The following is a 26,741-nucleotide window of genomic DNA, read 5'->3' as shown; positions in this document are numbered from 1 at the left end:
CATCCTCCCGCATCGGGGCACGGCCTCGGACCGGGATCGGCCCGGTGACGGGGCGGGCCGCTGCCGCGCGCTGCGGTGACTGCGCGGGCGCGCCCGGGCCGCGTATCCTGAAGTCTCTCGGCACTATCACCGGAGGAAGGGGAGCGCCGTGCGTCGTCCGGATGCGTTCTACCGCCTGTATGAGCGCCGCCTCGCCTCCCGTTTGGACCCGCAGCGCCTGCCCCGCCATGTGGGCGTGCTCGTGGACGGCAACCGCCGCTGGGCGCGGGCCTTCGGAGCCACCACCCAGGAAGGGCATCAGGCGGGCGCGGAGCGCATCCTGGACTTCATCGGCTGGTGCGAGGACGTCGGCGTGCCCGTGGTGACCCTCTACATGCTCTCCACGGAGAACCTCAGCCGCCCCGCCGAGGAGCTCGCCCCCCTGCTGGAGATCATCATGACGACGGCCGAGCGCTTGGCACAGCCCCACGAGGGCCGGGCTCCCGTGCGGGTCCAGCCGGTGGGCGCCGTCGACCTGCTGCCCGAGCGCATGGCCCGGTGCCTGGCCGAGGTGGCCGAGCGCACCGCGGACAACGAGGGCGTGCATGTGAACGTGGCGGTCGGGTACGGGGGGCGCCTGGAGATCGTCGACGCCGTCCGGGAGCTGCTCCGCGAGGCCGACGACGCCGGCCGCACCGCCGGGCAGGTGGCCGCCGAGCTCACCGTGGACCAGATCTCCGCACGCCTCTACACGCGCGGCCAGCCAGACCCGGACCTCGTGATCCGCACCTCCGGGGAGCAGCGGCTCTCCGGGTTCCTCACATGGCAGTCGGCATACTCCGAGTTCTACTTCTGCGAGGCCATGTGGCCGGACTTCCGGCGCACCGACTTCCTGCGCGCCCTGCGCGACTACGGCCAGCGCCAGCGCCGCTTCGGGGCCTGAGAACCGGTCGGTCTAGCGGGCCGCCTCAGGCCGGCTGAGCACACCGTGCCGGCTGAACACACCGTGCCGACCGAGGGCGCCGGGCCGCCGGGCGGCGCGGTCCTGCCGGCCCCACAACAGGGCCAGCCCGACCCCGGTGAGCGCCCCGGCCAGGTGCCCCGTCCAGGACACCCCCGGCTGCGGCAGCAGGCCCACCAGCGAGGAGCCCAGGTACAGGAACGCCACCCCGAGCGAGACCGCCACCGCCAGCACCCGCCGGGCCACGAGGCCGTACACCAGCAGGAACGCGATCAGGGCGTACACGATCCCCGAGGCGCCCACATGCACGCCAGGGCTGCCCATCGCCCAGGTCAGCAGGCCGGAGCCGAGCCACGCACCGGCCATCAGCGCCAGCGGGCGGCCGGACACGAGCGCGGCCACCGGCCCCAGCACCAGCAGTGCCGAGGTGTTCCCGATCAGGTGCCGCCAGCCGGTGTGCAGCAGCGGGGAGAACAGCACTCCGTCCAGGCCGTCGAGGCGGCGGGGGATCAGCCCCAGCCCCGGCAGGAGCCAGCGCCCGGCCACCACGCTCACCAGGAACAGCACCCACATGGCTACGAGCAGCACGGCCGTGGGTGTCACGGCGCGCAGCAGGCCTCGGCCGGCACGGTCCACGAGGCGCAGGCGCGGTGCAGGCCCGGGGGCACCTGCGGGCAGCCCGTCGGCGGTCCCGTGGGCGACGGCGTCGTTCGGCGGGGTCGGGGTCACGGCGGTCCTCCTGAGCGCGGGCCGGATCGGTCCGCGCCAGCCTAGCGGCCGCCCGCCCGTACGGTGCCCACGGGGCGGGCCATGCGGTGCCCACGACGAGCCGCCACCAGCTCTTCACGCCGCGTTCACGCCCCCTCCCGCCGCGCGTCGACGGCGCCTGCCTAGCGTGGGGGCACCGGGCCCCGCCCGCGGGCCCCGACCCCAGGAGGCCGCCATGCCGGAGCACACCCCCACCCCGACCGACGTCGTCGCAGCGGACGCACGGGACGCACAGGACGGGGCGACCGGTGCACCTGCGGCCCCCCAGGGCCGGCGCACCTACGTGGTGGACACCTCCGTCCTGCTCTCCGACCCCCGTGCCATGCTCCGCTTCGCCGAACATGAGGTGGTGCTGCCGCTCGTCGTCGTCTCCGAACTGGAGCGCAAGCGCGCGGACCCGGACCTCGGCTACTTCGCCCGCACCGCCCTTCGCCTGCTCGATGACCTCCGTCTGCGCCATGGTGCCCTCGACCGGCCCCTGCCGCTCACCCCCGAGGGCGGCACCTTGCAGGTGGAGCTCAACCACGCCTCCCCGGAGGTGCTGCCCACCGGGATCCGCGGCACGGACGCGGATTCACGGATCCTCGCCGTCGCCAAGGCGCTTGCGGACGAAGGCCGGCAGGTGACCGTGGTGTCCAAGGACCTGCCTATGCGCGTGAAGGCCGCGGCAATGGGCCTGAGCGCGGACGAGTACCGCCACGAGCTCGTGCGCGACTCGGGGTGGCGTGGAGTGGTGAGCCTGCAGGTCGCCGACGCCCAGCTGGACGCCCTCTACGACGACGGCGGCCTCGACCTCTCTCGGGTCCCCCTGACGGACCTGTCCGGCACCGGAGTGGACGTCCGCCCGGGAGAGCCGGCCCCGACAGCGGCGGATCTGCCCGTGAACACGGGGATCGTGCTCGCCGGGACCCGCGCCTCCGGCCTGGCCCGGGTGCGGCAGGGTGGGACGGCGCAAGCGGTGCGCGGGGACCGTGAGGTGTTCGGCCTGCACGGGCGCTCGGCCGAGCAGCGCCTGGCGATCGACCTGCTCGGGGACCCGTCCGTGGGGATCGTCTCCCTGGGTGGCCGGGCCGGCACGGGCAAGTCTGCCCTCGCCCTGTGCGCCGGGCTGGAGGCGGTGATGGAGCGCCGGGACCACCGGCGGATCGTGGTCTTCCGGCCGCTGCACGCGGTGGGCGGGCAGGACCTCGGGTACCTGCCGGGCACGGAGGGGGAGAAGATGCTCCCGTGGGCGCAGGCGGTGTTCGACACGCTCGGCTCGTTGGTGTCCCCCTCGGTGATCGACGAGGTGGTGGACCGCGGGATGCTGGAGGTGCTGCCGCTCACGCACATCCGGGGCCGGTCCCTGCACGACGCCTGGGTGATTGTGGACGAGGCGCAGTCCCTCGAACGGAATGTGCTGCTGACGGTGCTGTCCCGGATCGGGCAGGACTCGAAGGTGGTGCTCACCCATGACGTCGCCCAGCGGGACAACCTGCGCGTGGGACGGCAGGACGGTGTGGCAGCGGTGGTGGAACGGCTCAAGGGGCATCCGCTGTTCGGGCATGTGACCCTGAGGCGGTCCGAGCGCTCGGCGATCGCGGCGCTCGTCACGGACTTGCTCGAGGATGAGGGCCTGGGCTGAGGCCTGACGGGGCGGGGCGTGGGCGGTTCCGGCGGGAGACCCGGGAAAGAAGTGGGGGGCCGCTGCATGGCAGCGGCCCCCGGCGGGGGTGCTCGGCCCCAGCGGAGGGGGGGTGTGGGGACCGAGGAAGCCCGCGTCCATGGCCCCTTGAAACGGGATCGAGGCCATGGGTCTCAGGGTCATCCTCGACCCGGTCAGGGGAGGACGACTTGTTCACCGTAGCACCGATTCGGGATTGCTGCAATGGCACCATTGGCCACCCCGGGCACGACCTTCGGATGGCCCGGCGGCACCATCGGACAGCCCGCAGGAAGGGAGGGGCGGGGGTGGGAGGCCCCATGGCCTGTGGACGGTGCTGCAGGGCGCCGACCGCGCCGCCTACGGTGGAGGCATGAGCTGGTGGGGATGGGCCGTGGCAGAGCAGGCGTGGGCGAGTCTGGCGATGTGGGGGGTCGGCCTGGTCTGGGCGGTGGTCTGCCTGGCCGTGCTGGTGCGGACCGACCTGCGCGAGCACCGTCTGCCGAACCGGTGGACGGGCCGGCTGGCGCTGGCCGGGGTGGTGCTGATGGCCGGCGGCGCTGCTGCAGCGGGCCGCTGGGATCTGACTGTCTCCAGCCTGCTCGGCGGGGCGGGGTATGCGGCGGCGATGCTCGGCCTGCACCTGGTCAGCCAGGGCGGCCTCGGGATGGGGGACGTCAAGCTCGCCATCGGCCTGGGGCTCTACTGCGGGCTGGGCGGGCCCGCCGCGGTGGTGCTGGCCGGCCTGGCCGCCGTGCTGCTCGGCGGGGCCGCCTCGCTCGTGCTCGTGCTGCTGCGCCGGGCCGGCCGTCGCACCGCGATCCCCTTCGGCCCCGCGATGGCGGCGGGGGCCGCCGTCGGGATGCTGGTCTAGGTGGACGCCGGGTAGCGCCCCTGCGCGGGGCGCTTCCCGGCGAGCGGTAGCTCAGATCCCGGAGGGGCCGGTCGTCCTGGAGTACAGGTGCTGACCGTTGGCATCCGACCAGTAGACCTGACGGGTGGTGGTGACCTTGAGGGCTCCGGAGAGGTAGCACCCGCTGGTGGCGTGGAAGGGGATGAAGTACCCCGTGCAGAAGCCGCTGCCCACGGCCGAGGTGGAGACGTCCACGGCGCCGCTGCCCGAGTAGACCAGGGTGATCGAGGTGCTGGTGGTGGACTCGATGGACCACCCCGGCTGGAGCATGTTGCCGCCCGACCACACGGTGGTGCCTCGGAAGTAGCTCGTCCCTGCCGTGCCCACGGAGGCGTTGTCGAAGCTCACCGGGTAGTTGAACGAGTAGGTGATGCGGGCCGAGTCGATGCTCGCCTGGCCACCCGTGCCGCCCTCCACCCAGATCCCGATGGAGGAGGCGGGATCCTGCCTGCAGTCCGAGTCGTTGCGGTTGCCCATCGCGGTGTCCCGTGCGGGCGAGTTGCAGCACAGGGTGTTGATGTAGCCCACCTGGGGGTTCGACCCCGCGCTACACGATGTCGGGGTCTTCGTGTACACCTTCTGGTACATCTGCAGCGTCGTGTTCTGTGCGGTGAGCTGACTGCGCGAGGCGGCGAGGGCTGGGGAGGCTGCCACGAAGGCCGCGGCGGGGGCGGCCCAGGCAAGGCCGGTGGCGACGGCACGGCGGGAGACGGTGTGCGCCGCGTGAGGGGAGGTGGTCGGGCGCTGATACATGGTCGGAGCCTGTTCTTCCTGGGATGGGGCGCCGGGCGGATCCTCGCTCCGTGCCCTCGCGGGATGCGAGCGTCGGGGGGATGTGCGAGGAGTTCGTACGGCGCGCTGACCAGGCGACTCTTCCACCGCCGCGTGGGTTACCTGCCGGTTCTCCGTATGCGTTCGATGTGAGCCGGGAGCGGATATCTTCCCAGGTCAGACCGTCAATTCAGGCGAATCGTCCACCGATGGACGACGGCGGCCCCACCGGTGCGCCGGCGGGGTCTCGGGGCTCGCGTCGGGTGTTCACATGAAGGAACGGCGGGAGACGCTCCGGGTGAAGACGACGCCGTTCGGATCGGTGGCCGTCGCGTACGTCATGGTGTGCCGGGCTCACGGTTCTGGGCGAGGCGGACGAGGCCATCGCGGAACTCTTGGGGGTAGGGGGCGGGCATGGTGAATATCTTTCCCTGCGGTGTGGGAACACCACAGATCGTATGTCACCTATACGTGCATCAGTCTCGAGGTGGTTGTAGCCCCTGTCGGGCAGGGTGCCGCTGAGCGTCCCATGAAGGTGGATGTACGCGTCGACGGCCTTGAGGCTGCTCTCTCCCTTGTTGCTTCCCGCAGGCGCGATCGAGGCCCCGAAGACCAACGGGGGAACAGCCTCCCACTCAGTCTGTGCGGATGATGCACCAGCACTCACTGAACCGTCGTTCACGCAGATCGTCCCGCCGCATCCAGACTTCAAGACTGGAGGCGTCACCGAACCAGCCATTGAGGGTGGTCCACGATTCAATCTCAGCGAGGAGAACGTAATCGTCGCCCCGCGACGACAATGGCAATGCAGCGGGCAGGATCTCTTCGCGTGGCCCCACGTTGCCGGTGGAACTATGGCCCAGCAGACGAGTAGACGGAATGGGGTGAGGTGCCCGCTGCTCAAGGCAACGTTGCGCGACCCATGCAGAGTCCAACTCATGGATGGCCGCGTCAGCCGCCGCGAAGGCCCCCTCCGTGAGACCTCCAAGGTCGAGAGGCGAGGGGATCGTCCAGCCTGGATAGAACAACCCGAGCTGGGCTGTTGAGTCGGGCGCATTGGCGTTCTCGCATTCAACGAGAGGCGGACGAGCCTGACTGGTGTCGTCCATATGCCACGTCACCTGCCAGCCTCTTGCTTCCATGTCGTCCGGCTCATATCCATAGGTCTCCAAATCGTGGAAAACCTGGATGTACCCGTGATCCGGCAATGATTCCGCGGCTTCATCGGGCCAACCGCGCTCCTTCGGGTCCCCGAGCGCAGCGTGGGCGTCACTCAGGTGGAAGGTCGCGACATGGGCCATGGCCACCCCTGCAGCATTCCGGGGCCATGCTCCGATAGAGACAGCCGGGCCGCCCAGCCAGTTGATATGTGCGCCCGTACTCCACAGGTCATCCAGCTCGTCACGGCCCGCGGAGAATGAATTCTCGCTGAACACCGGAATCTGTTGCGGTGTAAACACCGCCGGATCCACTCCTGACTCAGCCAACCAAGCCACAGCCGCGCTGCGCGCTCCGTGAATCGGTACCGAACCCGCCATGAAGAACTCCATTCAAACGGCTTCCTGCCCCCGCCGGTATGTGAGGTCAAGCTGGAATTAAAACTCAAGCAATCAGATGCTCAGGCATCAGTCCCGAGGTCGATGAAGCCAACCCCAGCCGCACAGCCTTCAGGGGAGTAGACGATAGTATCGGTAGACCCACATGGTGACACGCACGTTCGACGCTGTCAGCTGGGACGGGGAAGCGGCGTAGGCCGTCGCACCGCGATCCCCTTCGGCCCCGCGATGGTGGTAGGGGCCGCCGGCGGGCCGCTCGTGTAAGTGGATGCGGGGGAGTGTCAGATGAGGCGTCGAGCGGAAGTGGACCGGGTGTAGACGACGCCGTTCGGATCAGTGGCCGTCGCGTACGTCATGGAGTGTCGGGTGGAGACCGTTGTGAGGCGGGCGATGCACGGATCTGCGGTGTGGTAGTTGATGAAGTAGCCGGGCAGGTAGTCGCCGCTGCCGGGGAGGTCTGTGGAGGTGTTGACCAGGGTCGGGATCGAATACTGCAGGGTCAGCGTCTTCCCGTCTGGGGAGAGGGTGAGGGTCCAGCCGTTGAGCGTGGTGCACTCCGTCCACTGCCAGGTGGCAGTGGTGTCCTGATTGTAGGTCCCATTGGGGCAAGGGTCGATCACGATCGGGTTGCTGAAGGTGTATGTGGCGGTGATGGAGTCGACCCGTGCGACGCCCGAGGTGGAGTTACTGGTCTCCAGCCAGTAGCCGGTGGACGCGTTCGGGTCTCGCAGGCAGTCGCTGACAGTGCTGGTGGCGTTGGCAGGTCCGCTGGCGGAAGTGCACCCCTGGAGGTCGATGAAGCCACCCCCAGTCGCACAGCCTTCAGGGGGCAGACGATAGTAGCGGTAGACCCACATGTTGACACGCACGTCTGACGCTGTCAGCTGGGACTGGGAAGCGGCGTAGGCCGGCGCGGCGGCCACGGCGGCGGCGGCCGGAGCGGCCCAGGCCAGCCCGGTGGCGACGGTGCGGCGGGAGATCATGCGCGAGGGCGTGGTCATGGTGGTCATTCCTTGTCGAACGGGGCATGAGGGGCGTCGGCCGCATCACTCTTCGTGCGCGGGACGGGGCGGTGGTCCGGGCTCGGGCCGCGTCTACTGACGGCCCCCTGACTGACTGTCTACGTCGATGGAGCACGAGGAGGCGTCGAAGGTATAGAAGGAGGGGAGCGCGCCGCTGTACGCGCTTTCTTCCACGATGGTCATCTCCTCGAGGTTGCGCAGCGCATGGGTGTCGCCGTCGAGGGGGAGGTCCACGGAGCCCTCCGTGGGGGTGCCGTCGCTTCCTGCCGGGCCCAGGGTGAGCGGTGGTGCTGTTACGGAGGTACCGTCGGTGAAGGTGAGGATGAGCGTCGTGGTGAGGCTGGTGCCGGGGTCGATGTTGGCCACGGGGAGGGACCACGCTCCCGTTGAGGAGGTGAACGAGATGCCGGCGTCGGAGAAGAAGTCCGTCCAGGCGCCCGCCTGATCGCAGGGAATGGGGCTGGCGGCCTGGGCGGGAGCCGCGGCGATCGCCACGGCGACGGGGGCGGCCCAGGCCAGCCCGGTGGCGACGGTGCGGCGGGAGACGGTACGGGCCTGCGCAACCGTGCCGGAGGGGTGCTGATCGTTCACAGTCGGAGCCTCTTCGTGAGACGTGGCGTCCGCGCGGGTTCGGCACCGTGCCCGCGCGGGAGGCGTGGGTGGGGATGGGCGACTCTGCCGCGCGACGTGATGACCGGCTCAGTATTCCGAAACTGCATGTCGCCTGGTGATGCGGAATGTACGTGAATCCTGTATTACATGTGTCCCGGTGCCCTTCTCGATGAGGGTCATCGGCCTGAAATATGCACTTCTTCAGACCTGGTCCGCTCTTCATGCTGTGCATCCAGGGAGATACCTGTCAGTAGGACATCACTCCTGGGAGGGTGATATCCGGCACGCCTGCGGATGTCCCGGCCCTCACCATGGACGAGGGCCCCTCCCCGGTGGGGGAGGGGCCCTCAGCGGTGCCAGAGGCTCAGGTGAGCCGGCGGAGCGTCACTCGCCCGGATGCGTCATGGACATGGTGTCCAGGGCCTTGTCCAGCTGCTCCTCGGTCACCTCACCGCGCTCCACGTAGCCGAGGTCCACCACAGCCTCGCGCACCGTCATCTTGTTCTTCACGGCGTGCTTGGCGATCGTGGCGGCGGCCTCGTAGCCGATCACCTTGTTCAGCGGGGTCACGATCGAGGGGGAGGCCCCGGCCAGGAAGGCGCAGCGCTCCTCGTTGGCCTCGATGCCGTCGACCATCTTCTCCGCCATCACGCGGGAGGTGTTGGCGAGCAGGCGGATGGACTCCAGCAGGTTGGCGGCCATCACCGGGATGCCGACGTTCAGCTCGAAGGCGCCGTTGGTGGAGGACAGCGAGATCGTGGTGTCGTTGCCGATCACCTGCGCGGCCACCATGATCGCGGCCTCACAGATCACCGGGTTCACCTTGCCCGGCATGATCGACGAGCCCGGCTGCAGGTCCGGCAGAGCGATCTCGCCGAGGCCGGTGTTCGGTCCCGAGCCCATCCAGCGCAGGTCGTTGTTGATCTTCATGAATGCGTAGGCGATGGTGCGCAGCTGGCCGGAGGCCTCGATGAGCCCGTCGCGGTTGGCCTGGGCCTCGAAGTGGTCACGGGCCTCGGTGATCGGCAGGCCGGTCTCCTCGGCGAGCAGCTCGATCACGCGGGCAGAGAAGCCCTTCGGGGTGTTGATGCCGGTGCCCACGGCGGTGCCGCCCAGGGGGACCTCCGCCACGCGCGGCAGGGAGGCCTCGATCCGCTCGACGCCGTAGCGCACCTGCGCCGCGTACCCGCCGAATTCCTGGCCCAGGGTCACCGGGGTGGCATCCATCAGGTGGGTGCGTCCGGCCTTCACGATGCCCGAGAACTGTTCGGCCTTGCGCTCGAGGGACTGCGCCAGGTGCTCCAGAGCGGGGATGAGGTCGTTCACCAGCGCCCCCGTGACGGCCACATGCACGGAGGTCGGGAACACGTCGTTCGAGGACTGGGAGGCGTTGACGTGGTCGTTGGGGTGCACCTCCTCCTGCGAGCCGGCCTCCTGCAGGCGCCGGGTGGCGAGGGTCGCGAGCACCTCGTTGGTGTTCATGTTGGAGGAGGTGCCGGAGCCGGTCTGGAACACGTCGATGGGGAACTCGCCGTCGTGCTGGCCTGCGATGACCTCGTCCGCGGCGGCGACGATCGCGTCCGCCCTCTCCTGGGAGATCACGCCGAGCTCGGCGTTCGCCTTGGCGGCCGCCTTCTTCACCTGCGCGAGGGCGTGGATGTGCGCGGGCTCCAGGGTCTTGCCGGAGATCGGGAAGTTCTCCACGGCACGCTGGGTCTGGGCGCGGTAGAGGGCGTCCACCGGGACCTTCACCTCGCCCATCGTGTCGTGTTCGATGCGGAAGGTCTGCTCAGGGTTCTGTGCGGTCATGGGGTCATCCTAGGAGGACACCATGGCGGACGTCACACCTTCAGGTCGCCGCGCACCCGCCCCGCACGTGCGGTGCCCTCGGAGAGCGAGTAGGTGAGCCCGACGACGGCGGTCCTCCCCTCCTCCACGGCGGACCGCACCGACTGCGAGGTCTCCATGAGGCGGTCGCAGGTCTGGTCCACGTGCTCGGCTACGAAGTCGTCGATCTCCTCCAGTCCGCGACGGCGGCCGGCCAGCACGGAGGGGGTGATGCGCTCCACGAGGGAGCGGATGAAGCCCGGGGGCATGTCCCCGGAGATGTAGGACTCCACGGTGGAGGTGACGGCGCCGCAGGAGTCGTGGCCGAGCACGATCACCAGAGGGATCCTCAGGGCGTCCACCGCGTACTCGAGCGAGCCGAGCACGGCGTCGTCGATCACGTGGCCGGCGGTGCGGACCACGAACACGTCGCCCAGGCCCACGTCGAAGATGATCTCCGCGGCCAGCCGGGAGTCGGCGCAGCCGAAGATCGCCGCCATGGGCTCCTGCCCGGCGGTGAGCCCGTACCGGTGCTCGGCGTCCTGGTTGGGGTGCCCGGGGGCCCCGGACACGAAGCGCCGGTTGCCCTCCGCGAGGACCTCCCAGGCCTCCTGGGGGGTGGGGCGGCGGGTGCTGTCGGTCTTCATTGGGTCTCCTTGGCGACGGCGCGGGCGAGGTCCTCGAGCACCGGCAGGCCGCCGTTGCTCGTCAGCACCACCGTGGTGCCGTCCACCTCCGCGACGAGGTGCTGGTCCCGGGAGTCCCGGGGGGCGTGGTGGCTCCAGACGATCCCGTCGACCTCCCGCGTGCCCACCGCAGGGGCGGTGCCCACGCGCAGGCCCACCCAGGTGGGGTCGGCGTCGTCGGCCTGGTGGAGCCCGGCGAACACGGACGGGGTCACGACCCACCCGACGTCCCAGGTCTGCACGCCGTCGAGCGGGACGAGCCGCGCATAGCTGGAGGTCCAGCCCTCGGGGACGTCCGGGGCCAGGGCCGGCAGTCCCGCCCCCCGCGGCACGGTGCCGGCGGCGTCGGCGACGTCCACGCGGTCCTCGAGGGGCGGCTGCGCCGGGGAGGGGTGCAGCACCCCGAGCGCCAGGACGACGCCCATCACGGCCAGGGCCGAGAGCACCATGGCGATCCACGGCTGGCGGGCGCGCATCGACTGCTTCGCGGTCAGCACCGGCCGGGGCGCGGGGGCCAGGGGCCGTGCGGCGTGGCCGTCGGCCTCGGGGGCGGGAGTACTCACCTGAGCATTGTGCCATTCGGTGCCGAACTCCCGGACTAGGATGGCGCCGTGGGCAGAGTGGCCCCGGCGCAGGCCAGAGTGCGGCGCACCGCGATCGAAGGAACCGGAGACACGATGACGACGACGTCCTCGGAGAAGACCGACTACGAGTCCCATGTGCCGGACCGCAACCTCGCCATGGAGCTGGTGCGTGTCACGGAGGCCGCGGCCATCGCCGCCGCACCGTGGGTCGGCGGCGGTGACAAGAACGCCGCGGACGGCGCCGCCGTGGACGCGATGCGCGCGTTCATGGACACCGTCGCGATGGACGGCGTCGTCGTCATCGGCGAGGGCGAGAAGGACGAGGCCCCGATGCTCTTCAACGGGGAGCACGTGGGCGACGGCACCGGGGCGACCGTGGACGTCGCCGTGGACCCGATCGACGGCACCCGCCTGACCGCCATGGGCTACAACAACGCCCTGTCCGTGTTCGCGGTGGCCGAGCGCGGCACCATGTTCGACCCCTCCGCCGTGTTCTACATGGACAAGCTCGTGGTGGGTCCCGCAGCCGCGGGCCTCGTGGACCTGCGCCTGCCCGTGAAGCAGAACGTGGCCCTGGTGGCCAAGGCCCTGGACAAGCCGGTCTCCCAGGTGACCGTGTGCGTGCTCGATCGCCCCCGCCACGAGGGCCTCGTGCGCCAGATCCGCGAGGCCGGGGCGCGGGTGAAGTTCATCCTCGACGGCGATGTCGCCGGCGCCATCGCCGCGGCCCGCCCGGACACCGGCGTGGACATGATGATGGGCATCGGTGGCACCCCCGAGGGCATCGTCACCGCGTGCGCCATCAAGGCCACCGGCGGTGTGATCCAGGGGCGTCTGGCCCCCACGGACGAGGCGGAGCGCCAGAAGGCCCTCGACGCCGGCCTCGACCTCGACGCCGTCCTCGCCACCGACGACCTGGTCACCTCGGACCACTGCTACTTCGCCGCCACCGGCATCACCGACGGCGACCTGCTGCGCGGGGTCCGCTTCGGTGGGGGCCGGGTGCACACCCAGTCCATCGTGATGCGCTCCCACTCGGGCACCGTGCGCACCGTGGACGCCGAGCACCACGCCGAGAAGTGGAGCAAGTGGCTGCCCTCAGGCCGCTGAGCCACTTGGCCCGCTGAGCCCCGCAGTCCGCTGAGCCCGCCCCGGGGCCGACGCGCCCCGGGTCCGACGACGCCGGCGCCGTCGGACCCGGGGCGGTCGCGTCAGCGCACGCTCGGCAGCGAGGCGGCGTAGACCACGGCCTCCTCGGACCCCTCCGCAGTGAGTCGCAGCGGGGCTCCGGCGGTCTCGGCGGCGGGCACGAACACGGCCTGGCCCGGACGCAGCCGCACGGTGCGGCCGCCGCAGCCGAGCACCGCCCGGCCGGCCACCGCGACGGCCACCGCCGGGCCGTTCACCCGGTGCAGGGCCTCGGCGGGGCTGGCATCAGCGGCACTGAGCCGGGCGAGCTCGAACTCCTCGAAGGGCGGGCGGTAGCACAGGACGCCCGGACCTTCCTCCTCCGGGCCCGTGTACGGCACCGGCAGCGGCTCGAACGCGACCACCCTCTGCAGCTCCGGCACGTCCACGTGCTTGGGCGTCAGCCCGCCGCGCAGCACGTTGTCCGAGGCCGCCATCACCTCCACGCCGAGGCCTTCGAGGTAGGCATGCACGTTGCCGGCCGGCAGGTGGATGGCCTGGCCGGGCATGAGGTCCACCCGGTTGAGCAGCAGCGTGACCAACACACCCGGGTCCCCGGGGAAGTGCTCGGCGGCTTCGAGCGCGGTGGCCAGCGCCTCGTCCTGGGCCACGAGCTCGGGCATCGCCCGCAGCGCCTCGACGAGCTCGTCCACCCCGCCCTCGGCCGTCCACACCGACGCCGGATCGAGCACCGCGGTGAAGGCCCCCTCCACGTCCTCGTCCTGCAGCAGCACGGCCAGGCGCCGGGCCGCCACGGCCACGGCGGTGGCATCGCCGTCGCTGTACTCCGTGAGGGCCTGGGCGAGGCGCTCGAAGGTGGCGCGGGCCTCCTCGGGGCGCCGGAATCCGCACAGGGCGGAGAAGGGCGTGAGCGCCACGATCATCTCCGGCTTGTGGTTGTCATCCTTGTAGTTGCGGTGGGGGGCGTCGGCGGGCACACCCGCGGCCTCCTCGGCGGCGAACCCGGCCCGGGCCTGCTCGAGCGTGGGGTGGGCCTGGATGGACAGCGGCCGGGCCGCGGCCAGCAGCTTCATCAGGTAGGGCAGGCGGCCCGCCCCGGCGGCAGGGCCGAGCATGCGCTCGGGGTTCTCGGCGATCAGCTCGTCCAGGCCGCGGCGAGTGCCGTCCTCGGCGACGACGGCGCACGGGGCCCCCGGGTGCGCCCCCAGCCACATCTCGGCCTCGGGGGCGCCCGTGGGCTCGCGCCCCTCGAGCTCGGCCAGGAGGATGGGGGAGCCCCAGGCGTAGTCACGGACGATGGGGGAGAGCACGAACATGGGCACCACCCTAGGGCAGGCCGGAGGGGATCTGTGCTGTGCTCAGCGGGCGGGGGCGCAGAGGTCGTTCGTGGAGGAGGCGTGGATCAGCACGTCCTCCTGGCCGGCGTCCTCGGCGTGCATGAGATCCTCCAGGGTGAACGGCTGGCCGTCCGGGCGGGTCGGCGGGTCCGGCCACGTGGAGGGCCCCCCCGTCGAGGCGCTCGGGGAGGGGGTCGCCGCCGTCAGCAGCGGCAGTGCGGAGAACCCGGTGCCCGGCCCGGCCAGAGCCGTGTCCGCGCCGATCCCGGCGGCCTGGGGACTTGGCTCCTGGTCCAGCAGCTCCTGCACCCGGGCGTGGACGAGGTCGAAGTCCGGGTGCGTGCTGAACTTGTCCGCGGCGGTGCCGAAGTCCGGGGCACCGATGGTCAGGCGCCGCATCTCGTACCCGCGGGAGCGCTCGGCGAGGTCCACGAAGGTGCCCAGTTGGCTCTGCGGCATGTTGGTGGTGACGATCTGCGTGCCCGCCTGCAGGATCTCCTCGAAGCGGGTGAGCACGGTCGCCGGCGTGAACTGGCGCAGCATCGCGGCCTGCATGCACTGCTGGCGACGGATCCGGGAGTAGTCCGTGGCCCAGTGCCGCGAGCGGGCGAAGGCGAGGGCGTCGGCACCGTCGAAGTGGTGGCGACCGGGCGCCCACCAGGCGTTGCCCCAGGTGCCGTCCGGGCGGGTGCCGCGGTGGGTCACATACCCGCCGGAGATGATGTCCACCCCGCCCATGGCGTCGATGAGCTGCTCGAAGCCGCCCATGTCCATGAGCGCGTAGCCGGTGACGTCCAGCCCGAGGATACCGCCGGCGGCGTCCATCATGGCCTCCGCCCCGGGGTGCTCGGCACCGGGGTAGAGATCCGGGTGGTTCTCCTCCACGTCCACGTAGAGGGCGTTGAGGATGCACTCGTCGCCGCAGTCGAAACCGGTGGGGTACACCGTCCACAGCGGGGAGTCCTCGGTGAACTGCGCGTTCTGGATGTTGCGGGGCAGCGAGAACATCGTGATCGCTCCGGTGCGGGCGTCCACGGAGGCCACATGGATGGAGTCCGGGCGCAGGCCGGCGCGGCCTTCGCCGGCGTCGCCACCCATCACCAGGATGTTGTACCGACCCTCGGCGACCTCCAGGGCCGGGCCGTCCCCGAACACGTCCCCGAGCGAGCCGCGCCCCACATGGGCGGCCCAGCCGCCGTAGAGCAGACCGCCGGTGGTGAGCACGAGCACCAGCACAGTGGCAGCCGAGGTGATCAGGCGTGCCCCGGGGGCCAGCAGGTGCAGGCGGATCAGCCGGAAGGTGTCCACCCACACGACGGCCCAGCCGACCGCGAGCGCGACCAGCACCCCGGAGAGCACCGCGAGTGCGCCGTCGGAGGCGAGCATGTTCAGCAGCGAGCCCCGGGAGAACGCCGCCCACAGCAGTGCCACGAGGATGGCGGCCCACACGGTGAGCGTGACGCGCAGGATCAGCCGGCCCCAACGGCGGTTTCCGGCCACCACCTGGGCGCCGCCGGGCACCAGGGCGGTGAGCAGCAGGAGGATCGCCGCACGCCGGGTGCGCTCGGGCGCGCTGGCGCAGCGCGGGTCCCGGACCGGGTCGCGCAGCGGGTCGGGGCGGGCCATCTCAGGCCTCGTCGGTCAGGCGGTCCCGCAGGCGGGCGCCCTTGGCGCGCGCCTGGGCGTTGAGGTCCTCGGCGAACGCTGCGAGGCGGCCCCGCAGGTGCTCGGCCTCGGGGGTGTCCCCGGCGGCGAGGATGCGGGCGGCCAGCAGGCCGGCGTTGCGGGCGCCGTCGATGGACACCGTGGCCACGGGCACGCCTGCGGGCATCTGCACGATGGACAGGAGGGAGTCCATGCCGTCCAGGCTCTTGAGCTTCACGGGCACGCCGATCACCGGCAGGGGGGTGACGGCCGCGAGCATGCCCGGCAGGTGGGCGGCGCCGCCGGCACCGGCCACGATCACCCGGATGCCGCGCTCGTGGGCGTCCCGGCCGAAGGCGACCATCTCGTGGGGCATGCGGTGGGCGGACACCACACCGGCCTCCACCGGCACGCCCAGCTCGCGCAGGGCCAGGGCGGCCTGCTGCATCACGGGCCAGTCGGAGTCGGAGCCCATCACCACGGAGACCAGGGGGGTCTGGTCCTGGAGGGGCTGGACGAGGGGGGCGGGGGTGCTCACGGGCGGGGCTCCTGGGTGGGGTCGGAGGGGGTGGCGCCGTCGCGCAGGACGGCGGCGGCGGACTCGGCGGCGGACGCCGCGTCTGCGAGAGTGCGCTCACCCAGGGCCACGACGTTCACGTGCCCGACCTTTCGGCCCGGGCGCACGCCCTTGCCGTAGGTGTGCACCTTCGCCTCGGGGTGGGCGGCCAGGGCCTCGGCGAAACCGGTGTGGAGGTCCTTGCGGGTGCCGCCGAGCAGGTTCTTCATCACGGTGCCCCGGCCGAGGGCGGTGACGTCCCCGAGGGGCAGGTCCAGTACGGCCCGCACATGCTGCTCGAACTGGCCGGTCACGGCGCCGTCCATGGACCAGTGGCCGGAGTTGTGCGGGCGCATCGCCAGCTCGTTCACCTGGAAGCCCGGGCCCACACCGGGGGTCTCGAACAGCTCGACGGCGAGCATGCCGGTCACGTCGAGGGCCTCGGCCAGGCGCACGGCGGCGGCGCTGGCGGCCTCGGCCACGGCGGGGTCGAGGTCCGGCGCGGGGGCGGTGACGACATCGCACACCCCGTCGGTCTGCACGGACTCGACCACCGGGTAGGCGGCGACCTGCCCCGAGGGGGTGCGGGCGACCTGCGCGGACAGCTCGCGGGTGAAGGGCACGTGGGCCTCGGCGAGCAGCGGGGCCACGCCGGCGGCCAGCCACTGCCCGAGGGTGCCCTCCTCGGCGGAGGTACGGGCGGCGTCGGCGTCGGCGAGCACGAGCACGCCCTTGCCGTCGTAGCCGCCGCGGGCGGTCTTGAGCACCATCGGCCAGCCGTGGGCCTGGCCGAAGGCGAGCACGTCCTCGAGGTCGGAGGCCGGGGCCCAGGCCGGGTTCGGCAGGCCCAGGCGCTCGACGGCGGCCCGCATCACGAGCTTGTCCTGCGCGTGTACGAGGGCGTCGGGGCCGGGGCGCACCGCCACCCCCTCAGCCTCGAGGACGCGCAGGTGCTCGGTGGGCACGTGCTCGTGGTCGAAGGTCACCACGTCCACGGTGGCGGCGAAGGCGCGCAGGTCCTCCACCCGGGTGTGGTCGCCGACCACATGGGGGGCCACCTGCGCGGCCGAGGCGTCCTCCGCCTCCGCGAGCACACGGAAGGGGACGCCGAGCTCCGCGGCCGGGGCCGCCATCATGCGGGCCAGCTGCCCGCCGCCGATCACACCGAGTCGAGGGAAAGTCACCGCACCAGGCTAGCGGCGGCGGCTGGGAGGACGCTCACGATCCGCTCCGGTGTCGGCGTCCGACGCCGCGGCACGGACTCGAGCGCCCGTCGGGAGGGCTACAGTGTTCCCACCGTTCCCCGCCTGACGACCACGAGGTGTCCTCTGCCCATGCACAACGATCTCTGGGGCCGCGCCGTCGTGATGGTGCGGATGCTGTGGCGCGAGGTGGCGAAGTTCGGCACGGTCGGCGCGGCGGCGTTCGTCATCGACTCCGGCGTGTTCTGGTGGCTCATGCACGGGCCGATGCAGGGCTCGAACGTCAAGGCCAAGATCGTGGCCGGCGTGGTGGCCACCCTCTTCAGCTGGGTCGCCAACCGCTACTGGACCTTCCGGGACAAGCGCTCCACCAACAAGACGCGTGAGCTCGTGATGTTCCTCGTGATGAACGCGATCGGCCTGGGCATCCAGGCCGGGTGCGTGTGGATCGCGCAGTACGCGATGGGTGTGACGGACCCGATGGGCCTGTTCGTGGCGGGCAACGTGATCGGCCTGTTCTTCGGCACCGTGTTCCGGTACTTCGCCTACCGCTTCTGGGTGTTCCGCGAGGAGCTGGACGAGGAGCCCGGCTTCGAGAACGACATCGCCGTGCTCACCGGGCAGATCCCGGTCGTGTACGCCCACCGGGAGGACGCCGCGGACGTCCGCCACCGCCACCGGCACGCCGAGGGGCACGACGCCGCCCACTGACCCCCGCCGGTCAGCCGCGCACGGTGACGGTGCCACCGGCGCCCCAGGTGCGCAGCGCCGCCGCCGCCCGGGCCCGGTCCAGGCGCGGGCCGGCGTCGTCGGCTGTGCCCGGGACGTCCAGGCCGTCCGGTGCGTCGAGGCTGTCCGCGTGCACGTGGGCCGCGGGCCCGGGCAGGGCGTCCGGCTGGGCGCGGATCTCCGTGGCGACGTCCACCACGGCGGGGTCGGGGTGCGGCACCCCCTCCGCCTGCGGGGCCAGGCCCCGGGGCAGCCGCACGTGGAGCACCGTCACGGACGGGTCCGTCCAGGCCTGTGGGCGGTCGGTGAGCACGAACGCCGGGGCCGGGCCCTGCGGCCCTCCGAAGCCGAGCCTCGCCTCCGCCACGAGCGCCCCGAGGGTCAGGGCGTGGCAGAGCCAGTGCTCGGGCAGGTCCACGCGGAGCGTGTCGCCCGGGGTCAGGCCCTCGTCGGCGAGCAGCCCGGCGGTCTTGGCCGCCCAGTTCACCAGCACGGTCCCGGAGAGCTCGATCCGCTCGTCCACGCTCCCGGGTGCGGGGCCCGCGGGGGCGTCGGGGCCGGCGTCGGGGGCCTGCATCAGGGCCGGGCGGGGGGAGGAGGCCAGGCGCAGCAGCAGAGGGCCTGCGGTGCGGGGGGATGAGAGGGAGACCATGGCCTCAGTGTGGCATCCGGCGGCCTGCCGGGGCCCGGTGGAGGGGCGAATCACACCGGTGTAATCTTGGCCGTGCCACGCCGCCGCACATACGACCACCCTCGGGAGGGGACCACCATGGAGAACACGCAGCGACGTGAGGACGCGGCGCTCCCGGAGCGCCCCGCAGGGCTCTCCCGCGGCCGCGGCGTCCCCCACGACTGGTACGTGGACCCGGCCGACGCCGGGGCCTGGCAGGAGCCCGACGCCCTCGAGGACCTCGCCACCGCCTTCCTCGCCGCCCATGAGGGCACCGCCGGGACCGACGCCGACGGCCTCGGCGGCACGGGGCTCGACGGCGCCGGCACGCCCGTCGCCACCGTGACCCCCCTGCGCCCGCGCACCCCCGAGACCCTGCAGCCGACGGACCTCCTGTCGTCGGCCGAGACGCCGCAGACGGCCGAGGGCGCCGAGCCCGAGCCCACGCGTCCGGGACTCGACTGGGCCCCGCTGCCCGGTGTCACGGTGGAGCCGGTCGAGGGGGAGCTGGCCTGGCAGGTGGACGCGCTCTGCGCCCAGACCGACCCCGAGGCGTTCTTCCCCGAGAAGGGCGGCTCCACCCGGGACGCCAAGCGCGTGTGCGCCGCATGCACCGTGCGCGCCGAGTGCCTCGACTACGCGATGGCCAACGACGAGCGCTTCGGCATCTGGGGCGGGCTCTCCGAGCGTGAGCGCCGCCGCCTGCGCCGCGGCCACTGACGGGTCTTAGGGTTCAGGCCCTGCCCCATGTGGGGTCGAGGGTGTGTGGACTCACGGCCAGCGCCTCGGCCACCCGGCTCAGCGCCACCGCGTAGATCGCCTCCTCCAGATCCGCCGGCTCGGCGGCCTCGCGCAGCGGCCGCTCGTAGAGTGTGAGCCTCACCCCGTGGGCGCCGTCCCGCTCGGCGCGGGCGAACAGCTCCTCGTCGTCGTGCCCAGCGCCGGCCTCGAACAGGGCCAGGCGCTGCTCCAGACGGTCCGGCACACGCTCCACGCGCGCGGTCACGTGCCGCAGCGCCGGCGAGTCCAGCCCCGCCAGCCGGTCCACGGCCTTCTCGACGGCGGCCACCAGCTGGGCCGTGCGCCCGCGGTCCGCGCGGGGGCCGAACGGCAGCGGGCTGCGCAGGCCCCGGCCCCGCACGTCCCGGCGGCGCCCCGGGCGGCGGCCCCTGCCCCGGACACGGCCGGAGAGCGGCTGCGGCAGCGGGGCCAGGGGGTCGGGGCGGGCCGAGGGGTCGTCGGGCATGCGGTCATGCTAGGGCACCGGCGCGGGTACGCTGGTCTGCCGTGGGAGCCATGCGTCGATGCAGCAAGACCGGATGCCAGAGCCCAGCCCGGGCCACGCTGACGTACAACTACGCCGACTCCCAGGTGGTCATCGGCCCCCTGGCCCAGCGCGCCGAGCCCCACATCTACGACCTCTGCCTCGACCACGCCCGCCGGATCACCGCGCCGCTCGGGTGGGAGGTGCTGCGCGTTCCGCTCCCGGACGAACAGTGACGGCCCGCCCCTGACGTGTCCGGCCCAGTCGGTAGGCTGACCCGCATGACTGACACCTCCGCCTCCCGCCTCACGCCGGACGTCGACCCCTCCTTCGCCAACCGCGCCACCGTGCCCGGGGCCCCCTTCGACTTCGCCGTCCGCGACCTCTCCCTCGCGGAGGCCGGCCGTCACCAGATCCGCCTGGCCGAGCACGAGATGCCCGGCCTGATGTCCCTGCGCGAGGAGTACGGCCCCTCCCAGCCGCTCAAGGGCGCCCGCATCGCCGGCTCCCTGCACATGACGGTGCAGACGGCCGTGCTCATCGAGACTCTCACGGCGCTCGGCGCCGAGGTCCGCTGGGCCTCGTGCAACATCTTCTCCACGCAGGACGAGGCCGCGGCCGCCGTCGTGGTGGGCTCCGGCACCCCGGAGGCGCCCCAGGGCGTGCCCGTGTTCGCGTGGAAGAACGAGTCCCTCGAGGACTACTGGTGGACCGCCTCGCAGATCCTCACCTGGCCCGGTGCCGCCGAGGACCCTCAGCGCGGCCCGAACATGATCCTCGACGACGGCGGCGACGCCACCCTCCTCGTCCACAAGGGCCTCGAGTTCGAGCAGGCCGGCGCCGTCCCTACCCCCACGGAGGAGGACTCCGAGGAGTACCGCCACGTGCTGGGCCGCCTGGCCGCCGTCTTCGCCCAGGACCCGCAGCACTGGACCCGCACCGCCGCCACCCTGCGCGGTGTCTCCGAGGAGACCACCACCGGCGTCATGCGCCTCTACCAGCTGGCCGCCGAGGGCCGCCTGCTGTTCCCCGCGATCAACGTGAACGACTCCGTCACCAAGTCCAAGTTCGACAACAAGTACGGCATCCGCCACTCCCTGCCGGACGGCATCATGCGCGGCACGGACGTGCTGATCGGCGGCAAGGTGGCCGTGGTCTGCGGCTACGGGGACGTCGGCAAGGGCGCGGCCGAGGCGCTGCGCGGCCAGGGTGCCCGCGTGATCGTCACGGAGATCGACCCGATCTGCGCGCTGCAGGCCTCGATGGACGGCTACCAGGTAGCCCGGCTGGAGGACGTCCGCTCCGAGGGTGACATCTTCATCACCACCACCGGCGGCAAGGACATCATCATGGCCGAGGACATGCTCGCCATGAAGGACAAGGCGATCGTCGGCAACGTCGGGCACTTCGACAACGAGATCGACATGGCCGGCCTGAACCGGGTGGCCGGGGTTCGCAAGACGGAGATCAAGCCGCAGGTGCACGAGTGGACGTTCGAGGCCGGCACCGAGTCCGAGCGCTCGATCATCGTGCTCTCCGAGGGCCGCCTGCTGAACCTGGGCAACGCCACCGGCCACCCCTCGTTCGTGATGTCCGCGTCCTTCACCAACCAGGTGATGGCGCAGATCGAGCTGTTCGGCGGCTCCACCGGCACCGGCGCCCTCACCGGCCAGCACTACGAGAAGAAGGTGTACGTGCTGCCGAAGGTGCTGGACGAGAAGGTCGCCCGCCTGCACCTGGACGCCCTCGGCGTCCGGCTCACCGAGCTCACCAAGTCCCAGGCCGAGTACCTCGGCGTGGACGTGGCCGGCCCCTACAAGGCCGACCACTACCGGTACTGAGCGGCCGCCCCTGGCGGCCGGCGAGGAAGGACGACCATGGCTTCTCACGAGACCGGCCGGGCCGGGTCCGAGGACTTCGAATCCGGTCTGGACTACGGGGCCTTCGTCGAGGACGACGACGCCGAGCCCACCCGCTCGCTCGACCGCACCGCGGTGCTCGGGCAGGCGGAGGAGGGCCCCGGCGACGCCGGCCCCCACACGCACCGGGACCAGCACACCTCCGCGCTGAGCCCGGAGGACCTGGCCGCCCTGCGTGGCCAGGACGCCGGACGGGCCGGAGGCCGCCGGGCCGAGGCCTCCGGGCCGGAGCCGGTCGTCGCCACCCGCCGGGTGGAGCCCGCCTCCGGGTCCTTCACGGTGCCGGGGGCCGCCGCCTCGGGGCCGGCTGCGTCGGGCCCGGCCGCTGCCTCGGGTGCGAGCGCCTTGTCGGCGTCGGCATCGGCGTCGGGTGGCGCGGTCCCGGCCGGCTTCGGTGCGGCCGCCGCGGGGTCGCACCCGGCGGACCGGTGCCCCGGGGACGGGGCCGCCGTCGTCCCGGACGAGGTGCGGCTGCGGGAGGCCTCGCGCCTGCCCGTGGGCGCACCCCGCGCGGCGCAGGTGGCCCTCGCGGTGCTCGCCCCGTTCGTGCTGCTGATCGCCGCCGTCCGGCTCGTGGCCACCCCGCTGTTCCTGTGGCTGGAGTACCACCGTCCAGGGTTCCCGGCGGACGGGTTCGGATTCAGCACGGCGGACCGTATGCACTACGGCTCCGCCGGCCTGGACTTCCTGCACAATCTCGCTGGGCCGCGGTACCTGTCCTCGCTCACCCACCAGGGCGCCCCGCTGTTCACCGCGCAGGAGGTGGCCCACATGACGGACGTGAAGACGGTCATGCTCTGGACCACCGCCGTCGGGGTGCTGCTCACCCTGGTGTGCGTGGCCCTGGCCGTGTACCTGCACCGCACCAGCCCCGGCGGCGTGCGTCGGGCGCTGTTCGCCGGGGCTGCGTGGATGCTCGTGGCCCTCGTGGTGTTCGCGGTGCTGGCCGCACTGAACTGGCAGGGCTTCTTCGCGGGTTTCCACTCGCTGTTCTTCGCCGACGGCACGTGGACGTTCTCCCCGCGGGATGCCCTCATCCGGCTCTACCCGGGCCAGTTCTGGCTGGACGCCGCACTGACGGTCGGGCTGCTCTGCGTGCTGCCCGCGCTGGCGACGCTCGTGGCGGCGTGGCCGAGCCGGCGTCGTCGTGAACTCGCACGCGACCGCCGTACCCAGCTGGAGGCCACGCGCCTGCGCTGGGCCCGAGAGGACGCCCACACGCGCTGACCCCCTCCACCCTCTGACCCCCTCCACCCTCACCAGCGCTCCGAGGGGCGAACCACCACCAGCGCAACCGCTCCCTCAACCAGCGCTCCGGGGGCGAAAGGGGCCGGAATTCCTCGTGAATTCCGGCCCCTTTCGCCCCCGGAACATGAGGGGTGCCGCCTCAGTGCTCGGCGTAGAGGGCATCCACCTCATCGGCGAAGTCGGCGATCACCTGGGCGCGCTTGAGCTTCTGCGACTGCGTCACATGACCGGTGGCCTCGGTCACCGGGTGGTCCAACACCCGGATGCGCCGGATGGACTCCGCACGGGACACGCTCGCGTTGGCGCGGTCGACGGCGGCCTGGAGGGTCTTCAGCACCTGCGGGTCCGTGGCGGCCTCGGCCAGGGTCAGGCTGCGCTCGCGGTCCAGGCTCCAGCGGGTCAGCTCCTCATGGTCCAGCACGATCAGTGCCCCCACGTAGGGGCGGTCGTCCCCGACGACCACCACATGCTCCACCAGCCGGTGCTCACGGATGGTCTCCTCCAGGGGTGCCGGGTACACGTTCTTGCCGCCGGCGGTGACGATCACGTCCTTCTTCCGGCCGGTGATCCGCAGGAACCCGTCCGCATCCAGGGCACCGAGGTCCCCGGTGCGCAGGAACCCGTCCTCTGTCAGGGCCTCGGCGCTGGCCTCCGGCTGGCCCCAATAGCCGCCGAACACGATGGGCCCGGCCACCAGCACCTCGCCGTCCTCGGCGATCCGCACCCGGGCCCCGGCCACAGGCAGGCCCACGGATCCCACACGGCAGGCCTGCGGGATGTTCACGGTGGCCGGCGCCGTCGTCTCAGTGAGGCCGTAGCCCTCGAACACGGGCAGGCCCATGCCCCGGAAGAAGTGGTTGAGGTCGGGGGAGAGGGCCGAGGCCCCCGAGATGAACGAGCCCACCTCTCCGCCGAGGGTGCGGCGCACCGTGCGGTAGACGAGCCGGTCGAAGAGCGCACGACGCGCGGTCAGCAGCCGGGACGGGCCGGGCCCCTCCCCGCGGGCCTCGGCCTCCACAGCACGGGACCAGGCGATCGCGGTCCGCTTGGCGGCGGCGTACACGAACCCCTTGCCGCCGTCCTCGGCCGCGGCCGCGATGCCGGCCTCGAGCTTCTCGAACACGCGCGGCACCCCCAGCAGCCAGGTGGGGTGGAAGGAGGCCAGATCCTCGCGGAGGGTCTTCGGGGACGGGGCATGGGCCACCTGGATGCGGGCGTGCAGGCAGATCACCTGGACGGCGTGGGCCAGCACGTGCGCCAGCGGCAGGAACATGAGCGTGCGGGCGTCCGCGCCGCGGGTGCGGTACCCGATGGCGTCGGCGGCGAAGTGCAGCACGTTGACCGCCGCGGCCGCGAAGTTGCCGTGGGTGATGATCGCACCCTTGGGCAGCCCGGTGGTGCCGGAGGTGTAGACGATCGAAGCTGGGTCCTGCATCCCTGCCCGGGAGCGGGCCTCCTCGACGGCGGCCCCGTCCACGTCCGACCCGGCCGCTGCCAGGGTGCGCAGGCCGGCGGAGGTCATCGGGAAGGTGCTCACCTCCACCCCGGCCTGGGCTGCGGCCTCGCCGGTGCGTGCCTCGAGCTCGGCCGAACCCACCCCGACGAGGGTGGTCTGCGAGTCCGCGAGGATGTGAGCGACCTGCGCCGCGGAGGAGGTCTCGTAGATCGGCACGGACACCGCCCCGGCGAACCACACGGCCTGGTCCATCACGGCCCACTCGTAGCTGGTGGCCGAGAACAGCGCGACCCGGTCCCCGGGGCGCACCCCGCGGGCGATCAGGCCGGCGGCCACCGCGCGGACCTGCTCGAGGAAGGCGTCGAAGCGCACATCCAGCCAGCCGCCGGCCCCGTTGCGCACCGCGTAGACCGCGGCCTGGGGGTCCTGGCCGGCGGAGGACAGGATCAGGTCCGTGACGTTGGTGTCCGGCGCGGGCATGCCCACGAGCTCGGTGGCGGACTCGGTGAGGGATGTCTGAGGCTGCACCCGACGAGCCTATCGGGCCACTTCAGAGACCCGCGGTACCGGGAAACGGGGGTGGGTCCGACAGTCCCACCCCCGGACGCACCCTCCCGGCTCAGATCCAGCTGCGCAGCCACATGCGCAGGCTCCACTGCGGATAGGAGATCGTGTCCCCGATCCACACGGGCAGGAAGAACAAGGACACCGTCACCGCGACCACCAGATACGCGGCCACGATCACCCCTCCCCAGCGTGGCCCGGGGCGATGCCCACGCCGCAGCAGCAGGGACAGCGCCAGCACGATCATCAGGATGAGGAACGGCTCGTACGCGATCGAGTAGAAGAAGAACATGGTGCGGTCCGGCCAGCGGAACCACACGACCTGCCCGGCCACATAGGCGCCCAGCAGGGCCCCGGCCCGCCAGTCCCGGTGGCGCAGCAGCACGGCCACGCACACGAGCACGGCGATCAGTCCCGTCCACCACACGAACGGGTTGGCGATGTCCGTGATGGCGGACGAGCACGCTTCGACGGCGTCGGCCGGGCACCCGTTCTGCCCGGGGTCCCCGCCCTCGTAGTAGTAGCTCACCGGGCGGCCCATGAACGGCCAGGTCCACGGGCTCGAGGCGTAGTCGTGCGGGCTGGTGAGGCTCTCGTGGAACGCGAAGGACTCGGAGTGGTAGTGCCACAGCGAGCGCAGCGGCCCAGGCACGAGGGCCCCCAGGGGCCCCTCCGGCGGGTTGTCCCGGTGCCACTGCCGGTAGTAGGCGGAGTCGGAGAGGAACCAGCCCGTCCACGTGGCCAGGTACACCGCGGCCCCCACACCCACCACGGCCACGAAGGCCGGCAGCCCGTCCCGCACGACGCCGGCCCGCAGCCAACGCCGAATGCCCGCCGTCCGCCGGGCCTCCATGTCCCACAGCACGGTGAGAAGGCCGAATACGGCCATGAACGCCAGCCCGGAGAGCTTCACGGCGCAGCCGGCGCCCAGCAGCACCCCGGCGAGCACCCGCCAGGGCCGCCAGCCCAGCCACGGGCCCAAGGTGAGGGGATCCGCGCGGCGTGTGCCGGCGTCGTACGCGGTCACCTGTGCGCCCAGGCGTTCAGCCAGCAGTCGCCGGCCCTGGGCGCGGTCCAGCAGCAGCGCCCCGAACGCGGCGATCATGAAGAACGAGAGGTGCATGTCCAGCAGCCCGATGCGGGACATCACCAGGTGGTGGCCCTCCGTGGCCGTGAGCAGACCCGCCAGCGCGCCCAGGCTCACGGAGCGGAACAGGTGCTGGGCGATCAACGCCACCAGCAGCACGGACAGCGTGCCCGTCAGGGCTGCGCTCGACCGCCACCCGAAGCCGTTGTCCGGCCCGAAGACCAGCATGCCCACAGCGATCATCCACTTGCCCAGCGGCGGATGCACCACATACGCGGCCTCGGGCAGTGGCTCGGCCTCACCTCGGGCGAAGGCCTCGTCCACTCCCTCGCCCCACTGGCGCTCGTAGCCGGAGTCCAGGAGCGCGTAGGCGTCCTTGGGGTAGTAGGTCTCGTCGAAGATCAGCTGCTCCGGGTGGCCGAGGTTCCAGAAGCGCAGCACTCCGGCCACCAGTGTGACCGCCAACGGGACGATCCAATGCCACCGCGTCCACAGCGTCGGCTCCACCCCCAGGCGCAGCCGCAGCCCCTCCACGGAGAACGGGTGTGGGCGGGGCCCCCGCGCGGGGGCGTCCGGGCGGGTCGGGGAAGACACC

At 72.1% G+C, this 26,741-nt stretch carries 25 protein-coding genes; 9 read left to right on the top strand and 16 right to left on the bottom strand.

Annotated elements, in window-relative coordinates; translation table 11 throughout:
* Nucleotides 1-148 precede the first annotated feature (148 nt).
* On the top strand, nt 149-922 hold the full coding sequence (locus SPI96_RS05690; protein ID WP_321081395.1) for an isoprenyl transferase: 774 nt from the start codon (nt 149-151) through the stop codon (nt 920-922).
* Between the two features lie 12 nt (nt 923-934).
* On the opposite strand, the gene SPI96_RS05685 is transcribed toward SPI96_RS05690, so the two are convergent.
* Complete coding sequence (locus SPI96_RS05685; protein ID WP_321081394.1) at nt 935-1,669, bottom strand: rhomboid family intramembrane serine protease; 735 nt, start codon at nt 1,667-1,669, stop codon at nt 935-937.
* Nucleotides 1,670-1,883: 214 nt separating this feature from the next.
* Between SPI96_RS05685 and SPI96_RS05680 the strand changes: the two genes are divergently transcribed.
* Both SPI96_RS05680 and SPI96_RS05675 read left to right on the top strand, forming a co-directional pair.
* Nucleotides 1,884-3,332: a PhoH family protein gene (locus tag SPI96_RS05680; RefSeq protein ID WP_321081393.1), complete on the top strand. Its 1,449-nt coding sequence runs from the start codon at nt 1,884-1,886 to the stop codon at nt 3,330-3,332.
* A gap of 391 nt (nt 3,333-3,723) precedes the next feature.
* Nucleotides 3,724-4,224, top strand: coding sequence for a prepilin peptidase (locus tag SPI96_RS05675; protein WP_321081392.1), 501 nt, complete (start codon nt 3,724-3,726; stop codon nt 4,222-4,224).
* Nucleotides 4,225-4,275: 51 nt separating this feature from the next.
* Here SPI96_RS05675 and SPI96_RS05670 read toward each other — a convergent pair whose 3' ends face one another.
* From SPI96_RS05670 to SPI96_RS05640, 7 genes are all read right to left on the bottom strand, one after another.
* Nucleotides 4,276-5,016, bottom strand: a complete 741-nt coding sequence (locus SPI96_RS05670) for a hypothetical protein (protein WP_321081391.1) — start codon at nt 5,014-5,016, stop codon at nt 4,276-4,278.
* 653 nt (nt 5,017-5,669) lie between these two features.
* Nucleotides 5,670-6,584 (bottom strand): DUF1963 domain-containing protein, encoded by a 915-nt coding sequence (locus SPI96_RS05665; RefSeq protein WP_321081390.1) that lies wholly within the window; start codon nt 6,582-6,584, stop codon nt 5,670-5,672.
* A gap of 287 nt (nt 6,585-6,871) precedes the next feature.
* On the bottom strand, nt 6,872-7,591 hold the full coding sequence (locus SPI96_RS05660) for a hypothetical protein (RefSeq protein ID WP_321081389.1): 720 nt from the start codon (nt 7,589-7,591) through the stop codon (nt 6,872-6,874).
* A 93-nt stretch (nt 7,592-7,684) separates the two neighbouring features.
* Nucleotides 7,685-8,203, bottom strand: a complete 519-nt coding sequence (locus SPI96_RS05655) for a hypothetical protein (protein WP_321081388.1) — start codon at nt 8,201-8,203, stop codon at nt 7,685-7,687.
* A gap of 405 nt (nt 8,204-8,608) precedes the next feature.
* Nucleotides 8,609-10,033 (bottom strand): class II fumarate hydratase, encoded by a 1,425-nt coding sequence (locus SPI96_RS05650; RefSeq protein ID WP_321081387.1) that lies wholly within the window; start codon nt 10,031-10,033, stop codon nt 8,609-8,611.
* Nucleotides 10,034-10,065: 32 nt separating this feature from the next.
* Entirely contained in the window at nt 10,066-10,698 is a 633-nt protein-coding gene (locus tag SPI96_RS05645; RefSeq protein ID WP_321081386.1) for a carbonic anhydrase, read from the bottom strand.
* Complete coding sequence (locus SPI96_RS05640; protein WP_321081385.1) at nt 10,695-11,300, bottom strand: DUF4245 domain-containing protein; 606 nt, start codon at nt 11,298-11,300, stop codon at nt 10,695-10,697. The genes SPI96_RS05645 and SPI96_RS05640 overlap by 4 nt, the downstream gene beginning before the upstream one ends.
* A 114-nt stretch (nt 11,301-11,414) precedes the next feature.
* Between SPI96_RS05640 and glpX the strand changes: the two genes are divergently transcribed.
* A complete protein-coding gene (gene glpX / locus SPI96_RS05635; RefSeq protein ID WP_321081384.1) occupies nt 11,415-12,431 on the top strand; it encodes a class II fructose-bisphosphatase in 1,017 nt (338 codons plus the stop codon).
* Between the two features lie 101 nt (nt 12,432-12,532).
* Here glpX and manA read toward each other — a convergent pair whose 3' ends face one another.
* From manA to SPI96_RS05615, 4 genes are read right to left on the bottom strand one after another with little or no spacing between them, the layout of a single operon-like run.
* A complete protein-coding gene (gene manA / locus SPI96_RS05630) occupies nt 12,533-13,786 on the bottom strand; it encodes a mannose-6-phosphate isomerase, class I (protein WP_321081383.1) in 1,254 nt (417 codons plus the stop codon).
* A 42-nt stretch (nt 13,787-13,828) separates the two neighbouring features.
* A complete protein-coding gene (locus SPI96_RS05625) occupies nt 13,829-15,433 on the bottom strand; it encodes an LCP family protein (protein ID WP_321081382.1) in 1,605 nt (534 codons plus the stop codon).
* Nucleotide 15,434: 1 nt separating this feature from the next.
* Nucleotides 15,435-15,926 (bottom strand): 5-(carboxyamino)imidazole ribonucleotide mutase, encoded by a 492-nt coding sequence (purE, locus tag SPI96_RS05620; protein ID WP_321081414.1) that lies wholly within the window; start codon nt 15,924-15,926, stop codon nt 15,435-15,437.
* Nucleotides 15,927-15,985: 59 nt separating this feature from the next.
* A complete protein-coding gene (locus SPI96_RS05615) occupies nt 15,986-17,191 on the bottom strand; it encodes a 5-(carboxyamino)imidazole ribonucleotide synthase (RefSeq protein ID WP_321081381.1) in 1,206 nt (401 codons plus the stop codon).
* A 150-nt stretch (nt 17,192-17,341) separates the two neighbouring features.
* Between SPI96_RS05615 and SPI96_RS05610 the strand changes: the two genes are divergently transcribed.
* A complete protein-coding gene (locus tag SPI96_RS05610) occupies nt 17,342-17,920 on the top strand; it encodes a GtrA family protein (RefSeq protein ID WP_321081380.1) in 579 nt (192 codons plus the stop codon).
* Between the two features lie 10 nt (nt 17,921-17,930).
* Here SPI96_RS05610 and SPI96_RS05605 read toward each other — a convergent pair whose 3' ends face one another.
* Nucleotides 17,931-18,590, bottom strand: a complete 660-nt coding sequence (locus SPI96_RS05605) for a TIGR03089 family protein (protein WP_321081379.1) — start codon at nt 18,588-18,590, stop codon at nt 17,931-17,933.
* Between the two features lie 117 nt (nt 18,591-18,707).
* Between SPI96_RS05605 and SPI96_RS05600 the strand changes: the two genes are divergently transcribed.
* Complete coding sequence (locus SPI96_RS05600) at nt 18,708-19,328, top strand: WhiB family transcriptional regulator (protein WP_321081378.1); 621 nt, start codon at nt 18,708-18,710, stop codon at nt 19,326-19,328.
* Nucleotides 19,329-19,341: 13 nt separating this feature from the next.
* Here SPI96_RS05600 and SPI96_RS05595 read toward each other — a convergent pair whose 3' ends face one another.
* Nucleotides 19,342-19,854 (bottom strand): hypothetical protein, encoded by a 513-nt coding sequence (locus SPI96_RS05595; RefSeq protein WP_321081377.1) that lies wholly within the window; start codon nt 19,852-19,854, stop codon nt 19,342-19,344.
* A gap of 50 nt (nt 19,855-19,904) precedes the next feature.
* Between SPI96_RS05595 and SPI96_RS05590 the strand changes: the two genes are divergently transcribed.
* From SPI96_RS05590 to SPI96_RS05580, 3 genes are read left to right on the top strand one after another with little or no spacing between them, the layout of a single operon-like run.
* Entirely contained in the window at nt 19,905-20,108 is a 204-nt protein-coding gene (locus SPI96_RS05590) for a DUF3499 family protein (RefSeq protein ID WP_321081376.1), read from the top strand.
* A gap of 45 nt (nt 20,109-20,153) precedes the next feature.
* Complete coding sequence (gene ahcY / locus SPI96_RS05585) at nt 20,154-21,713, top strand: adenosylhomocysteinase (RefSeq protein WP_321081375.1); 1,560 nt, start codon at nt 20,154-20,156, stop codon at nt 21,711-21,713.
* A 36-nt stretch (nt 21,714-21,749) separates the two neighbouring features.
* A complete protein-coding gene (locus SPI96_RS05580; RefSeq protein ID WP_321081374.1) occupies nt 21,750-23,018 on the top strand; it encodes a TIGR01906 family membrane protein in 1,269 nt (422 codons plus the stop codon).
* A gap of 160 nt (nt 23,019-23,178) precedes the next feature.
* Here SPI96_RS05580 and SPI96_RS05575 read toward each other — a convergent pair whose 3' ends face one another.
* Both SPI96_RS05575 and SPI96_RS05570 read right to left on the bottom strand, forming a co-directional pair.
* The gene (locus SPI96_RS05575; RefSeq protein ID WP_414601918.1) at nt 23,179-24,975 is read right to left on the bottom strand and encodes an AMP-dependent synthetase/ligase; all 1,797 of its coding nucleotides are present in this window, start codon (nt 24,973-24,975) and stop codon (nt 23,179-23,181) included.
* Between the two features lie 139 nt (nt 24,976-25,114).
* Nucleotides 25,115-26,740 carry a dolichyl-phosphate-mannose--protein mannosyltransferase gene (locus SPI96_RS05570; protein ID WP_321081372.1) on the bottom strand — a complete coding sequence of 542 codons (1,626 nt, stop codon included), beginning with the start codon at nt 26,738-26,740 and terminating at the stop codon, nt 25,115-25,117.
* Nucleotide 26,741 lies beyond the last annotated feature (1 nt).

It is taken from the genome of Micrococcus sp., assembly GCF_034179925.1.
In the GTDB taxonomy this organism is placed as follows: Bacteria; Actinomycetota; Actinomycetes; order Actinomycetales; family Micrococcaceae; genus Micrococcus.
Note: the sequence above shows the minus strand (reverse complement) of the source record. Positions and strands in the feature narration are given on the sequence as shown.